We start from the raw sequence: 14,554 nt of genomic DNA, 5'->3' as shown, positions 1-14,554 counted from the left end.
AGCGTTGATTACGAAGTGAAGGCGACTACGCGCTTAGTTGAAGGTGTAACGCAGGCCCAACTGGATGCGGTAGCGCGACGATTCGGTGGTTACGTAGCGGTTCGTCGTGTTCAGCGTTTGCACGCTGGTCGTGGCCGTGCCGTCGGGGAATACCGTGCGCGAGTTCACAATGGGGTTGAAGTTGAAGCGCGGCTGGCCCGAAGCTTGGTCGTAATCCACGAACGACAGCGGCGAGTTGCGCTGCTGCGTCTGGCTCACGCCCCAGTTGCGGTTGATGAGGTTGCCGATGTTGAACACGTCCAGGCTAAACTGCAGGGTGTTGCGGTTCTTGCCGATGTTGGTGAACACGTCCTGCAACAGGCGGGCATCCACAAAACCAACCCAGGGCAGCACGGCGCCGTTGCGCTCGGCAATTTCGCCGCGGTGCTTGCTCAGGTACTTGTCCTGGTTGATGTAGTTGTCGAGGTCCGTCCACTGCTGGTCGGCCGTGTACACGCTCTGCTGGGGCGTGCCGTTGAACAGCGTCAGGTTGGTCAGGTTGATTTCGCTGCGGCTGCGGGGGATGTACATCAGGTCGTTGTTGCCTACGCCGTCGCCGTTCATGTCGCCGTTATACACGTACGAGTAGCGGCCGTTGGGGCCCAAATCGAGGAAGCCCGAGAGGGTGGTGGCCAAGTGGCCGATGTACTCCTTGCGGTACGAAAGCGAAGCGATAACGCGGTGTGAGCGCAGGAAATCCGAGTAACCGAGGGTGTTGGCGTTCGGGTCGCCCGAGATGGGGCGGGCTGACCACAGCGAGAAGGGCGTCGAGCCACCGATGGCCACGTCGCGGGCATCGGAGTAGGTATAGCCCAAGCTGGCGGCCAGGCCGTTGCTGAACGACTTCTGCAGCATGGCGGTCAGGCTGTAGGAATAGCCTTTATTGGTGTTGCGCATTACGATGGCTCCGTCGCTGCTCACAATTTTGGGGCTCACCTGGTAATCCGACAGGCGGGGAGCCGCCGTCGTGCGGTTCAGGGCCGTGGGCTCGCGGTAGATTTGACGCGTGTCGGCGCCTTTGGCGTTGCCCAAGGGGTTGGGCAGGTTCACGTTATCGAAGAACACCGCATTGATGTCTTTGGTGAAAATAGCGTCCAGGGTCAGCACCACGTCGCCGGGCAGGCGCTGGTCAACCCCGATGTTGGTGCGCCATACCTGCGGGAACTTGAAGTTGTGGTCGGTCACGGCCAGGTTGTAGGTAGCGGGCAGTTTGGTCTGGTCGATGTTGGCCGTAGCAGGCAGGAAGCCCGGCGTAGAGTTGAAGGCAATACCACCGGCGCTGTACACACCGCCCAGCAGGCCGTTGTTGCTGGCTTGGTTCGAAATCCACACGAAGGGCACACGGCCGGTGAAGATGCCCGTGCCGCCGCGCAGCTGGGTTTTGCCGTCGTTGTTCACGTCCCAGTTCACGCCCACGCGGGGCGAGAACATCACCGAAGACTTCTGCACCTGGTCGGTCAGAATCTGGTAGCCGTCGCGGAATTTGATGCTGGCCGCGTCGTTGTTACGCTGCAGGTCGCTGAGGATAATCGGTACGTCGATGCGCAGGCCGGCCGTCACTTTCAGGTTGGTTTTGGCGTTCCACTCATCCTGGGCATAGAAGCCCAGCTGGGCCGCTTTGGTCTGGGCTAGCGGGAAGCTCAGGCCGGGGTTGCCGTTATCCACGTTCAGCGGGTAGCGTACCGTGTAGTTGTTGGTAGCCGAAGCCAGGGCACCGCCTGGACGGGCCGTTATCTGGCTGCCAATAGCTGCTGCAGGGTCGTAGTTATAGCCGGCTGAGTTGTAGAAATCGGTCAGCGAGTTGAAGCGGTAGCGGCCGTAGAGGTCCGGGGCAAAGCCGTTTTCAAACTTGTAGTATTCGTTGTAAGTACCCAGCGTGAGCACGTGGTTGCCCACCGTCTTGCTGATGTTGTCAGACAACTGGTAGATATCCGAGTTCAGGATGTTGATGGGCGAGAACAGCTCGTAGCCGAACGAAGTGAATTCGTTGCCGCTGGCACCAGGGCCGTTGGCGTTGTACAGGATGTCAACGAAGGGGAACTGAGCACCGCCGAGCGACGAACGGAAGTCGCGCTGAGCCGTGAAGCCGGCCTGCAGCTGGTTCGAAATACCGTTGCCGAAGGTGGAGTTCAACTCGGCAATAAACGAGTTGAGGTTGTTGTTGATGCGGTAGAAAGCAGCCTGGTAAGGCAGCGTGTTGGTCGACATGCCGCGGCCACCCGTTACCGTCGGCGAGCCCGAGTTGGATGGCTGTACGTCACGGTACGACTTCAGGTAGTTGTACTTGATGGAGAAGGTATTCTTGGAGTTGATGTTCCAATCCAGCTTGGCCGTAATCTTATCCGAATTCTGTGCCAGCTTGTAACCTTCATAGGCACCTGTGCTGTAGCCGTATTTGTCTTGCAGGAAACCTGACAGGACGTCAAGGTCAGTGGCAGCTGCTGCCGAAGTCGTGCTGTTGGGGCTGGGGATGGGCAGACCGGCGCGGTTGGCCACGTAGGTTCCGGGCGGGTCGTCGCGGCGCTCACCTTCCACGCTCACAAAGTAGAAAAGCTTGTCCTTGATGATTGGGCCACCCACGCGGGCACCCAGCTGGGTCAGCGAGAAATCGGGGAAAACTTGGTCGATGTCGCGCACTTTCGTGCCCACCAAGCTGCTGGAACGGCGGAAGCCGTACACCGAAGCCGAGATGTCGTTGGTGCCCGAACGGGTTACGGCGTTTACGCCGGCACCCGTGAACGAGCCCTGACGCACGTCGAAGGGGGCCAGGTTCACCTGAATTTCCTGCACGGCGTCCAGCGAGATGGGCTGCGCGTTGGCCTGCCCGCCCACCGTGCCGCTCAGGCCGAAGGAGTTGTTGAAGATGGCACCGTCGATGGTGATGTTGTTGAAGTTGCCGTTACGGCCACCGAAGCTGTTGTTGCCCGTGCCGCTGGCCTGGGGCGTGAGGCGGGTGAAGTCGGCAAACGAGCGGCTCAGCGAAGGCAGGCGCTCGATTTGCTCGCGCTGCACCGTGGTGCTGGCACCCGTGCGGCCGGCGTTGATAACCGGGTCGCGGCGGCCGCTCACGGTTACTTCCGACAGCTCGGTGGTGGCATCGCTCAGGGTCTGGTCGAAGCGCTGGTTCTGGCCCAGGCTCAGGAACAGGCCTTCGCGGGAAATGTCTTTGTAGCCCACAAACGTGACCCGAACCGTGTAGGGACCACCCACGCGCATGTTCTGGATGTTGAAGCGGCCATCGGAGTTGGTGGGCGCTACGTACTGCGTGTTGGTGGGGGTATGAATGGCAATTACGGTAGCGCCGGGCAGGCCCGCGCCGTTTTTATCGGAGATAACTCCGCTCATGGCTGCTGTGGTCGCGCCTTGGCTCCAGCCCAGGCGGGCCGTCAGGAGCATCAGCGCCAGCAGTAGCAGGTGGCGTAAACGTAAATTATTCATGTTGAAAAAGGTTGGTGGAAACAGTGAGCTTTGTAAAAGCGGGACAAAGGTACGACGGTGCCGAAAGGGCCAATATTACGTAAATTTTACCATTGATTAATATCGCCGGAATCAGGTATTTGTCCGGCAAAGGTAATGGGCCGATACCTCATAGGCGGGGCCGCACGGCCCGAATGAACCGGCTGAGGTAATAGTCAGACTCTAAGCTGTTTTCAACCACGCCCAGCGAAGTTGAGGCATGAATAAAATCCACGCCTTCATCGTCGGCCACGGTCACCATTCCCACGTGGGTGATGGTGCGGCTGCCGGGCGAAGCTCCAAAAAATACTAAATCGCCGGGCCGTAAGTCAGTGGATTTCACGGGGTCGCCCCACACGGCTTGCTCGTTGGACGAGCGCGGAATAGTGACACCCGCCTCGCCAAAAGACAACTGTAGTAGCCCCGAGCAGTCGAGTCCCAGGCGCGTGGTGCCGCCAAACAGGTAGGGGGTGCCCTGGTAGGAGCGGGCAGCCTCAATCACGGAAGCCAGGGTGCCGGTGGCGCTACCCACGCGGGCGGGGCGCTTGGTTACCACTTTGGTTTTGGAGCCGTTGGGGGCCGCGACGACGACTTTGGATTTGCCGGTCGGGCTCACCCGGCCGCCCTTTTTCAGGCGCACCATTTCGCGGGCCGAGCGGTACTGGCCGTCGCGATAGTTAAGCTTGCGGTGGCAGCCGGCTAACAAGACCAAAGTCAGCAGCAGCAGCGGTAGTATCTTCGTTGTCACCCTCCCCATCGGCCGCAAAGATAGTTTGCGCGGCCTGTTCAGCTTTACCGCTCATGAATTTTAACGCGCTTACCGCCGAATTAATTGTTGCTTTTGAGGCCATCGTTGGCCCGGCGCACGTCCTCACCGCCCAGCGCGCCGAGGCCACAGCCACCGCCGATGCCTACGCCGACTACGGCCGCGACCACACCGAAGACCTCCAGTTTGCCCCCGACGTAGTGCTGCGCCCGGCCGATGCCGACGAAATCAGCCAGATTATGCGCCTGTGCCACGCGCACCGCATTCCCGTCACGCCGCGCGGGGCGGGCACGGGCCTGAGCGGCGGCGCGCTGCCCATCCACCACGGCGTGGTGCTGAGCACCGAGCGGCTCAATAAAATCATCCAGATTGACGAGCGCAACCTGCAAGCCACCGTGGAGCCTGGCGTGGTGAACGAGACGTTTCAGAACGCCGTGAAGGAAGTGGGCCTGTTCTACCCGCCCGACCCGGCCAGCAAGGGCAGCTGCTTCCTGGGCGGCAACCTGGCCCACAGCAGCGGTGGCCCCAAAGCCGTGAAATACGGCACCACAAAGGACTACGTGCTGAATCTGCAGGTGGTACTGCCCACCGGCGACATCATCTGGACGGCCGCCAACACCCTCAAAAATTCCACTGGCTACAACCTGACCCAACTCATGGTGGGCTCGGAGGGCACGCTGGGCATCATCACCAAAGTGGTGTTCCGGCTCCTGCCGTTCCCGCAGCAGAATATTCTGATGCTGGTGCCTTTCCGGCAGGTGGAGCAGGCGGCGGAGGCAGTTTCGGCGGTGTTTCGGGCCGGCATTATCCCGTCGGGCATGGAATTTATGGAGCGTGAGGCCATTGCCTGGTCTTCCGATTATCTGAAAATCCCGCTCACGCTGCCTGAGGATATCCTGGCTCATTTGCTTATTGAGCTGGACGGCCAGGATTTGGACCAGCTCTATAAGGAAGCCGAGCAGGTGTACGGCGTGCTGGAAAAGTATGACGTGGGCGAAATTCTCCTCGCCGACACCGCCGGCCAGAAGGACGACCTCTGGAAAATTCGCCGCAACATTGGCAATTCGGTGCGCTACAACTCCGTGTATAAGGAGGAGGACACCGTGGTGCCCCGCGCCGAGCTGCCCACCCTGCTCAAAGGCGTGAAGGAAATAGGAGCCCGCTACGGCTTCAAAAGCGTGTGCTACGGCCACGCCGGCGACGGCAACCTGCACGTCAACATCATCCGCGGCGAGCTCAGCGACGAGATGTGGAACGTGGGCCTGCGCCAGCCCATCACCGAAATTTTCGAACTGTGCGTGAAGCTGGGGGGCACTATTTCCGGCGAGCACGGCATCGGGCTGGTGCAGAAAGGCTACATCGGCATCGCCCTGGCTGAGGCCAACCTGAACCTGATGCGCGGCATCAAAGGCGTATTCGACCCGAATGGCATCCTGAACCCGGGCAAGATTTTTTAAGTGAGGGGCGTATAGCACGAGTACCCCGAAATTTTATTTTGGGCTGCGTGAACATCAATTGTTCAACGGCCCGAAATAAAAATTCGGGGTACTCGTGCTATACGGCCACCGTCGGTAAAAACTTCGGGGCCTCGCGCTTGTGCGTGGCCTGCTCATAGGCATAGCCCAGGGCCAGTAACAGCCTTTCGTGGTACGCCGGCCCCACAAACGACAGGCCCACCGGCAGCCCCAGCACCTGCCCCATGGGCACGGTGAGGTGTGGGTAGCCCGCCATGGCCGCTGGCGACGAAAAATCTACCCCCGTCGAGTAATCGCCGTTTGCCCAATCGATGCACCAGGCCGGGCCGGTTGTCACGCCGATGATGGCCGCGAGCTGGTGGGTCTTCAGCAGGCCGTCGATGGCCTGACGGGCTCCGGCCACGGTTTTTTGCACGGCGGCCTTGTATTTAGGATTGTTGAGGCCATCAGCGGCTTCGGCCCGAATGAGGGTTTCCTGCTGGAAAAACGGCATGGCTTCGGTCGCGTGGGCCTTATTGTAGGCGATGACCTCGGCCAGGTTTTTCACGGTCGCGCCGGCATCGGCCAGGTACTTGTTCACGCCGTCCTTGAACTCGTAGAGCAGCACGTCAAACTCAGCCTCGCCGAGCGGGTTGACCAGCTTATTCAGCTCCACTTCCACAATGGTTGCGCCCTTTGCCTTCAGCGCGGCCACGGCTTGCTTCAGGAGCGCGGCCACGGCCGGCGGGCCGTTGAGGTGGGCTTTCTCCACGCCCAGCCGCTGGCCCTGGAGGGCATCCGACTTGAGAAACGTGGTGTAATCGGTCAGCGCGCCTTTGGGAATGGGTAGTTTGGCGGGGTCGGCGGGGTCGGGGCCGGCCAGCGCGCTCAGCAAAATGGCCGCGTCGCGCACGGTGCGGGCCATGGGGCCGGCCGTGTCCTGGGTGCTCGAAATCGGGATGATGCCGCTGCGGCTCAGCAGGCCCACCGTGGGTTTGAGGCCCACGAGGCCGTTGCAAGAAGCCGGCGACACCACCGAGCCGTCTGTTTCGGTGCCAATAGCCACGGCGCACAAATTGGCCGCCACCGCCGCCCCCGAGCCCGAGCTGCTGCCGCTGGTGCTGCGGTCCAGCACATAGGGGTTGCGGCTTTGGCGGCCCCGGCTGCTCCAGCCGCTCACCGAGTGCGAGGACCGGAAATTGGCCCATTCGCTCAGGTTGGTTTTGCCCAGCAGCACGGCCCCGGCGGCCCGCAGCTTCTGCACGATGAAGGCATCCTGCTTCGCCTTGTGCCCGCTGAGGGCCGAAGCGCCGGCCGTGGTCATCATCTGGTCGCCGCTATCAATGTTGTCTTTAATAAGGACTGGAATGCCGTGCAACGGGCCGCGTAGCTTGCCGGCCTTGCGCTCCTGGTCCAAGCCGTCGGCAATGCTCAGCGCATCGGGGTTGGTTTCGATGACGGCGCGCAGCATCGGCCCCGCCTCGTTAAGCGCCTTGATGCGGGCGAGGTATTTCTCGCTCAGGCTGCGGGCGGTGTCCGTGCCCTTGGCCATGCGGTCCTGCAAGTCGGCCACGGTCAGCTCGTGCAGCTCGAAGTTGTCGGCCGCGCCGGTCCCTGCCGTTTCTTCCGCTGCCGGGGCTCCGGCCGGAGCGTCCGTTACGGGCTTGCCGGGGGTAGTTTGGCAGGCCACGGCGGGTAGGAGGGCGGCCGTGAGGGCCACGCGGGTACTTTGATTCAGGAAAAGACGACGGTCCATAAAAAGCAGAAACGGAGTAGGGGAGAAGCGGCCATCGGCCGCCGACTGGCAATAATACTGCCCGCCGGGAGCCCGACAACTACCGCCGTACCAACAAGTTTTTGGCCGCCGGCTTCTGGATAAAAACAAAAGCCAGTTCTGCTAAGAACTGGCTTTTGTTTGACTAACATATCAAGCGCAGTAGCGCTGGAATAGTGCGGCTTATTCCGCCTGCTGGCCTTTCAGCTTGTCCTCGCCGCCATATGGGCTGCCGGCTTTGATATCGCCGCGCAGGCCGCCGTGGTCGGTGGTTTTGGGGGCACCGGTCTGGCTGTCGGTGGGCACTTCGCTGGCCTCGGTGGCCGGTTTAGCGCCGCCGGTTATTTCGGCCGTTTTGGCCACGTAGCGCCGCTTGGCTTCTTCCTCCGACACACCCTTGAACTGGTTCCACGAGTCCCATTGCGCCTGCGAAAGACCGGCAGGGCCGCTGGCCTGGTCGGCGGCGGCGGCGTCTACTTCGCCGGGTTGCATGTTCACATCGCCCTCGGTGGCTTGCTTGTAGAGGCCGTAAAGCTCGGTCATGTGCTTGGCGGCCACGTCGCCGGGCAGGTTATTTACTTGTTCGGCCGCAGCCTGGAATTGTTCGTCGATGTTCATGATTGAAAAAGGAGGGCTGGAAAAAGAGGAGCAGGGCCGCTACGGCGGGGTTTTGGCAGGAATTCGGTGCCATTTGCGTTAATGACAATACCCTGCGGTGGGCCTTTAGGTTGCGGGGTCGTACTTTTGCGGGCAACTATGTGCGGAATAACTGGAGTATTTGCCTTTACGGAAACAGGTCGTCAGTCGCTGGCCAACCTGCAAGCGTCCACCGACGCCATCATTCGCCGCGGACCCGACTCGGAGGGCCACTTTGTCTACGACCAATGCGGTCTGGGCTTTCGCCGGCTGGCCATCCTCGACCTCTCGGCCGACGGCAACCAGCCGATGACCGACGAATCGGGACGCTACACCATCGTCTTCAACGGCGAGATATTCAACTACCGCGAGCTGCGCGAAAAGCTCATTAAGCGCGGCTGCAAGTTTCACTCGCAGACCGATACGGAGGTTATTCTCCAGATGTACATCACCGAGGGCCGCAGCTTCATCAAGAAGCTGAACGGCTTTTTCGCCTTTGCCATCTACGACAAGGAGGAAAACTCGCTGCTCATCGCCCGCGACCGGTTTGGTGTGAAGCCTCTGCTCATCTACCGCGACGAGGACAAGCTGTTCCTGGCTTCCGAAATGAAGTCCATCATGGCCCTGGGCGTGCCGCGCAAGCTCGATTACGTGGCCCTGAGCCAGTATTTGCAGCTCAACTACATCCCCGGCCCCGCCAGCATTTTCAAGGGCGTGAAGAAGATGCTGCCCGGCCACTACCTGTATATCAAGGACAACAAGGTGGTGGGCAAAGCTTGGTATAAAATCCCCTACGACCCCAAAAAGGTCGCCAAAAACAAGCTCAGCTACGAGCAGCAGCAGAAAAAGCTGGTCGACCTGATGGACGGAGCCGTGCAGCGTCGCCTCGTGGCCGACGTGCCCCTCGGTGCCTTCCTCAGCGGCGGCATCGACTCCAGCGTAATCACCGCGCTGGCCGCCCGCCACACGCCGCACCTCAACACGTTCAGCATCGGCTTCAAAGACGAGCCCTTCTTCGACGAAACCAAGTACGCCAACCTCGTGGCCGCCCGCCACAAGACCAACCACACGGTTTTCTCGCTCACCAACGACGACCTCTACGAGCACATCCACAGCATGTTGGACTACCTCGATGAGCCGTTTGCCGATTCCTCGGCCCTGGCCGTGTACATCCTCAGCCAGCGCACCCGCCAGCACGTCACCGTGGCCCTGAGCGGCGACGGGGCCGACGAAATGTTCGGCGGCTACAATAAGCACATGGGCGAGTTCAAGGTGCGCCAGGGCGGCGTGAAAGCCGAAGCCGTCACGGCCCTCGGCTTCGTGTGGGACGCCCTGCCCAAGTCGCGCAACAGCTTCTTCGGCAACCGCGTAAGGCAACTCCAGCGCTTCTCGCGCGGCATGACGGCCGGCGTGAAAGACCGGTACTGGGACTGGGCCAGCTTCGCCTCGGCCAGCGATGCCAACACCCTGCTCAGCGCCGCCAGCCGCCGCAAAGTGGGCAAAAAAGCCGCCGCCAAGCGCCGCAAAGACATTCTGGAGCACCTGCACGCCGACGGCGACCTCAACGAGGTGCTGCTCACCGACATGAACCTGGTGCTGCCCTACGACATGCTCACGAAAGTGGACATGATGAGTATGGCCAACTCGCTGGAAGTGCGCACTCCCTTCCTCGACTACAAAGTGGTCAACTTCGCCTTCTCCATCCCCGTCACCAGCAAGGTCGACGCCACAATGAAGAAGCGCATCGTGCAGGACGCCTTCCGCTCCGAGCTGCCCGTCGAGCTCTACGACCGCCCCAAGCACGGCTTCGAAGTGCCCCTGCTGAAATGGATGCGCGGCGAGCTGCGCAGCCTCATCGAAGATGATTTGCTCCGCGACGAGTTCATCGAAGCCCAGGGCATTTTCGACGTGCAGGCCATCCGCGCCCTCAAGGCGCAGCTGTTCTCGCGCAGCCCCGGCGACGTGCACGCCCGCATCTGGGGCCTCATCGTCTTCCAGACCTGGTGGAAGCAGTATATGGCCTAAGCTAACTTTGTTTCGACATAACTTTGTTTCAACGCAATAATTCTGATTTGCATTTCAATCTGATATATGAAGCTTTCCATTGTAATACCAGCCTATAACGAAGGCCCAACCATTCACGAGATACTCAATTTGATTGATGCAGTACAATTGGTTGGTGGAATTGAAAAAGAAATAATTATCGTTAACGACTGCTCAACGGACAACACGGAAGCTGCTGTGCAACGCTACATGAGCGAACACCCCAATGTACCGATTGTATATCACGCCCACGCGGTAAACATGGGAAAAGGTGCCGCCCTGCACACAGGTATAAGGGTAGCAACCGGTGAATACGTTGTGATTCAGGATGCCGACCTTGAGTATGACCCCGAAGAATATAATGTGCTATTAAAGCCTGTTATTAAGGGCTTTGCAGATGTTGTTTTCGGCTCCCGATTCATGGGGGGGCGTCCGCACCGCATCTTGTTTTTCTGGCACAGCATCGGCAACAAATGGCTGACGCAGCTTTCCAATGGGTTCAATAACTTGAACCTGACAGATATGGAAACCTGCTATAAGTTGTTTCGCCGCGATATTATTCAAGGGCTTAAGTTGGAGGAAAAAAGATTCGGCTTTGAACCCGAGGTTACCGCCAAAGTAGCGCGTGTGAAAGACGTTCGTATCTATGAGGTTGGCATTAGCTACTATGGGCGCACATATGCCGAGGGCAAGAAAATAGGTTGGCGCGACGGTGTTCGGGCTATCTATTGCATTATTAAATATGGCTTGTTTGCATAGCATTCTGGTGTGTAAGGGGAGTTTAGATAATTAGGCAATGGGAAATAATACTTTTACTTTATCAATTGAATCAAACTATAATAAAATAGATAAGGAAAATCTCCTTTTCTATTTTATTATAGTTGCTATCCTTATCCTTCGGACAACCTTGATAGGTAAGGGATTGGTTTCGTTTATAGATGAATACCGCTATTTCTGTACATTAGATGCTGTAAAGCAATTTTCCCAAGGACACTTCACGCAGGGCATTGTTGCGCTTAACTCAACTCAAGGAAGGCCAGGTGATGCATTTATCCGGTTGATTCCTGCGGTGGTACAGGCCGCAATGTTCAAGGTGGTTCATATTAACACCAATACGCCGACATCACTGGTAACGGCTGCTTGGATGAATTGGGCCATGCTAATAATTAATATAGTCTTATTTTACAAAATTGCAAATGCGCTTTTCAATAATAGGTGGAGTAAAGTAGCAGTCATCATTTATGCCTGCTTGGCCAATACCAACATCTACCTGCGGCATATCCTGCCGTACGACATGTCTATGTGCTTTTTTTTACTAGCACTCTGGTTGATTATTAAGGATTATAAAGGAAAATTATTCACTAATAAGCTGCCTGCTTTTAAAATCGGTGTTTTCTCCGGAATAGTGTTTGTTATATATCCCGGCTACTTCCTGGCACCAGCCATGCTGGGCCTGATGATGATTGAATTACCAATTATTAAAAGTAGCCTGCAACGGTTATTGGTACGAGGAGCTGTTTACGTACTCGGTTTTGGTATGGTGATAATGGCCTTTGAAATAACTGCCAGAATAGGGGGCGTGAGTTACCTCATGAGTAGTAGTACTTTATCTTCTACTATTACACAAGGAGATTTTTCGGAGGGGTACTCCTTTGCGGCATCTTATTTAATTAATGTTGAAAGGGGCCTGGGCTGCCTGTTGCTGATTTTGCTTCTATGGTCGCTGGTGTCAATACTGTGGCCAACTCGTTTTGGTGTAACTGAAACAGTTGAATTCCGGAAGCAAAGGGTATTACTGACGATTGTGCTGATGCTCGGTTGGCTCTGTTACGCATCTTTGGTCTATTTGGGGCACAAATTGGTTTTTTATGGGCGAATTCTGCATCTGTTTATGCCGATGCTGGTACTGGTTTGTATTTGTGGTATTGCTAATTTTAAGCACAGCAGCATCAGATATATTTTGATTCTAATCAGTGTCGCATCATTCCTGTATTTCTTTATAGGCTACTCCAAAGTTATTTATGTGAAAGACGTTGCATTTGATAATAAGATTTTTGCGCCGCTTCCCGCACACGTAATACGCTATAATACGGCCTGTGGAAACGATGTTTATGATTATGAACCTTTTCAGGCTAAGTACAGCGACAGACCAAATCTTGCAGCAGCCAATGCAAATGATACGCTTCTACTTGTGAATTTTGGTACACTTTACCCTATTCGTTGCCACAACACTCTGGTCGATATACGGAACCGTGGTGTGCTGCTGGCACAAGGAGACGATATGTCAGAATTCCTTCCGTACCAATATGAGGCATATAATTCCCGGGAACGTCAGTTGTTAAAAACTTGGCCATATCAGTTTCAGATTTATACGATACCTTCTCAAGACAGAAAAGCAATCAAAGTCGAATAATTGTAACCAAATTACGACCGCCCCAAGCACGGCTTCGAAGTGCCCCTGCTGAAATGGATGCGCGGCGAGCTGCGCAGCCTCATCGAAGATGATTTGCTCCGCGACGAGTTCATCGAAGCCCAGGGCATTTTCGACGTGCAGGCCATCCGCGCCCTCAAGGCGCAGCTGTTCTCGCGCAGCCCCGGCGACGTGCACGCCCGCATCTGGGGCCTCATCGTCTTCCAGACCTGGTGGAAGCAGTAAACGAAGTAAGTTGTTGAATGTGAATGCATTTTGTCAAATTCATGATTGGTGGTACCTAGTGGGCCGGCCGCAACGGCTGGCCCTTCTATTTGGTGTCTTGTTCACGCTGGTGCGCCTCAGCTTAGTTGGCAAAGGCACCATGGCGTTTGTGGATGAGTCCCGCTACGTCAACGCCATGCTGGGCCTGCGCTCGCTCAGCGAAGGTCACGGACAGGAATTCCTGCGCTATATCAACTCCATGGGCGCCCGCCCGGGCGACGGTATATGGCGGGCCATCCCCGGTCTGGGCCAAGCCATCCTGCTGCGGGTCTTCGACCTGAACCCCAACGCGCCGCCCTCGCTGCAAGTCCCTCAGGTGTTCAACGTGCTCATCGTAAGTCTAAATGCCCTGCTGCTCTACCACATTTACCGGCGCTTTTTCAATGTTGGCCTGGCATTGCTGGGCCTTGCGCTGTATTCGGGCTTGGTAAACACTAACTTATATTTGCGTCATCTGCTGCCCTACGACCATTCCCTGTTCTTCTTTTTCTTGGCGCTTACAGTGTTGCTGCGGCCCAAAGCAGCCGTCGGCCTCAAGCTTCAGACACTGGCAGGAGTATTGAGCGGCCTTAGCTACGCCATTTATCCCGGCTACTTTATGGGGCCTGTGCTGCTGCTGACCTTAGCGCTCATGACCGGTTTCGAGGCCCCGCGTCCGGATTGGCTTCGTGCTGCAAAGCCCGCCGCTGCCCAACTGGCTGGCCTGCTAACGGTGCTTTTGGCCTTTGAAGGCTTGGCTCGCCTAGGCCACACTTCGTACTGGAACAGCAGCCGCTACATTGCCACTACCGTCACGCAAGGCAGCTTTGCCGAAGGGTTTAGCTTCCTCGGTAGCTATTTCTGGCATGTGGAAGGCTGGCTCGGCATTGGTCTGCTGGTGCTATTCGGGGTTGGGTTAGGGTTGAGTTGGTGCTCGGGCTGGTTTGCCGCCGATGGCGGAGCCACACGAGGGCTTGTGCGCCTGCTCACGGTTGGCTTTTTGGCGTGGCTGGGCTATGCTTTGGTGGTTCAGGTGGGCCATAAGTTGGTGTTCTACGGGCGCACGCTGCACTTTTTTGTGCCATTCATCATCATGGGGGCGCTGGTGGCATTGCGCACGGTTGGTCGCCCTAGACAACCCCGCACTTGGCTCTATTGGGGTAGTGGCGGCATTGCCCTGTGGCATTTCGGAGTATTTGTAGCCAGCTACCTCCCCATTGATTATCCTTGCGATGTAGCGTACCGCGCAGACATCTATGATTATGCGCAGGTTGCGATAAGCCAGGTCAATGTATGCGACGAGCACCTCATATTTTATCGATTATTTGGGCCACGCCTGCGCAGCCAAGTGACGCAAAAGCATCGAAATCCCACTTTTCAGTTGCTGAATTTCGCCTATCTATACCCAATCAACTGTTACCGGCCTGCGCACTTGAACCCCGGCAAAGTAGTGGCCGATAGTCCTTACTTTATGAAATATCCCGCCTATCAATTTGAAGGCCATAGTGCCTCGCAGCGTGCTGTTCTGCAAAATCATGAAATCAATTTTCAGATTATTCGTAATGATAATTGACTTATAATCATTTGATTTACCCCTGCGTTCTGCTGCTTGCTCATTGGCGTGAGAATAAGGACTAACCGCGAGGTCCGGTAGGGTGGACCGTAAAGACCTAAATTTGTTCCATTGAGTATAAATCTCCACGCATTCCGCA

Annotated in this window: 9 protein-coding genes and 1 pseudogene; 6 read left to right on the top strand and 4 right to left on the bottom strand. The window is 57.1% G+C overall.

What is annotated here, in order from left to right; genetic code table 11:
- Positions 1–33: 33 nt before the first annotated feature.
- Both ACYU70_RS08835 and ACYU70_RS08830 read right to left on the bottom strand, forming a co-directional pair.
- Positions 34–3,477, bottom strand: coding sequence for a TonB-dependent receptor (locus ACYU70_RS08835; protein ID WP_342299537.1), 3,444 nt, complete (start codon positions 3,475–3,477; stop codon positions 34–36).
- A 148-nt stretch (positions 3,478–3,625) separates the two neighbouring features.
- On the bottom strand, positions 3,626–4,207 hold the full coding sequence (locus ACYU70_RS08830) for a C40 family peptidase (RefSeq protein WP_342299539.1): 582 nt from the start codon (positions 4,205–4,207) through the stop codon (positions 3,626–3,628).
- 89 nt (positions 4,208–4,296) lie between these two features.
- Between ACYU70_RS08830 and ACYU70_RS08825 the strand changes: the two genes are divergently transcribed.
- The gene (locus tag ACYU70_RS08825) at positions 4,297–5,718 is read left to right on the top strand and encodes an FAD-binding oxidoreductase (protein WP_342299541.1); all 1,422 of its coding nucleotides are present in this window, start codon (positions 4,297–4,299) and stop codon (positions 5,716–5,718) included.
- A gap of 97 nt (positions 5,719–5,815) precedes the next feature.
- On the opposite strand, the gene ACYU70_RS08820 is transcribed toward ACYU70_RS08825, so the two are convergent.
- Together ACYU70_RS08820 and ACYU70_RS08815 are read right to left on the bottom strand one after the other, a co-directional pair.
- The gene (locus ACYU70_RS08820; RefSeq protein ID WP_342299543.1) at positions 5,816–7,471 is read right to left on the bottom strand and encodes an amidase; all 1,656 of its coding nucleotides are present in this window, start codon (positions 7,469–7,471) and stop codon (positions 5,816–5,818) included.
- 201 nt (positions 7,472–7,672) lie between these two features.
- Entirely contained in the window at positions 7,673–8,107 is a 435-nt protein-coding gene (locus ACYU70_RS08815; RefSeq protein WP_342299546.1) for an acyl-CoA-binding protein, read from the bottom strand.
- Between the two features lie 138 nt (positions 8,108–8,245).
- Between ACYU70_RS08815 and asnB the strand changes: the two genes are divergently transcribed.
- From asnB to ACYU70_RS08790, 5 genes and pseudogenes are all read left to right on the top strand, one after another.
- On the top strand, positions 8,246–10,150 hold the full coding sequence (gene asnB / locus ACYU70_RS08810; RefSeq protein WP_342299548.1) for an asparagine synthase (glutamine-hydrolyzing): 1,905 nt from the start codon (positions 8,246–8,248) through the stop codon (positions 10,148–10,150).
- A 66-nt stretch (positions 10,151–10,216) separates the two neighbouring features.
- Entirely contained in the window at positions 10,217–10,927 is a 711-nt protein-coding gene (locus ACYU70_RS08805; protein ID WP_342299550.1) for a glycosyltransferase family 2 protein, read from the top strand.
- A 37-nt stretch (positions 10,928–10,964) separates the two neighbouring features.
- On the top strand, positions 10,965–12,581 hold the full coding sequence (locus ACYU70_RS08800; RefSeq protein ID WP_342299551.1) for a hypothetical protein: 1,617 nt from the start codon (positions 10,965–10,967) through the stop codon (positions 12,579–12,581).
- Between the two features lie 24 nt (positions 12,582–12,605).
- Positions 12,606–12,824 (top strand): annotated as a pseudogene (locus ACYU70_RS08795) (asparagine synthase-related protein); the annotation flags it as partial.
- A gap of 97 nt (positions 12,825–12,921) precedes the next feature.
- On the top strand, positions 12,922–14,415 hold the full coding sequence (locus ACYU70_RS08790; protein ID WP_342299554.1) for a hypothetical protein: 1,494 nt from the start codon (positions 12,922–12,924) through the stop codon (positions 14,413–14,415).
- Positions 14,416–14,554 lie beyond the last annotated feature (139 nt).

The sequence above is a fragment of the Hymenobacter segetis genome (assembly GCF_054776495.1).
This window is presented reverse-complemented; position numbering and strand designations above follow the sequence as displayed.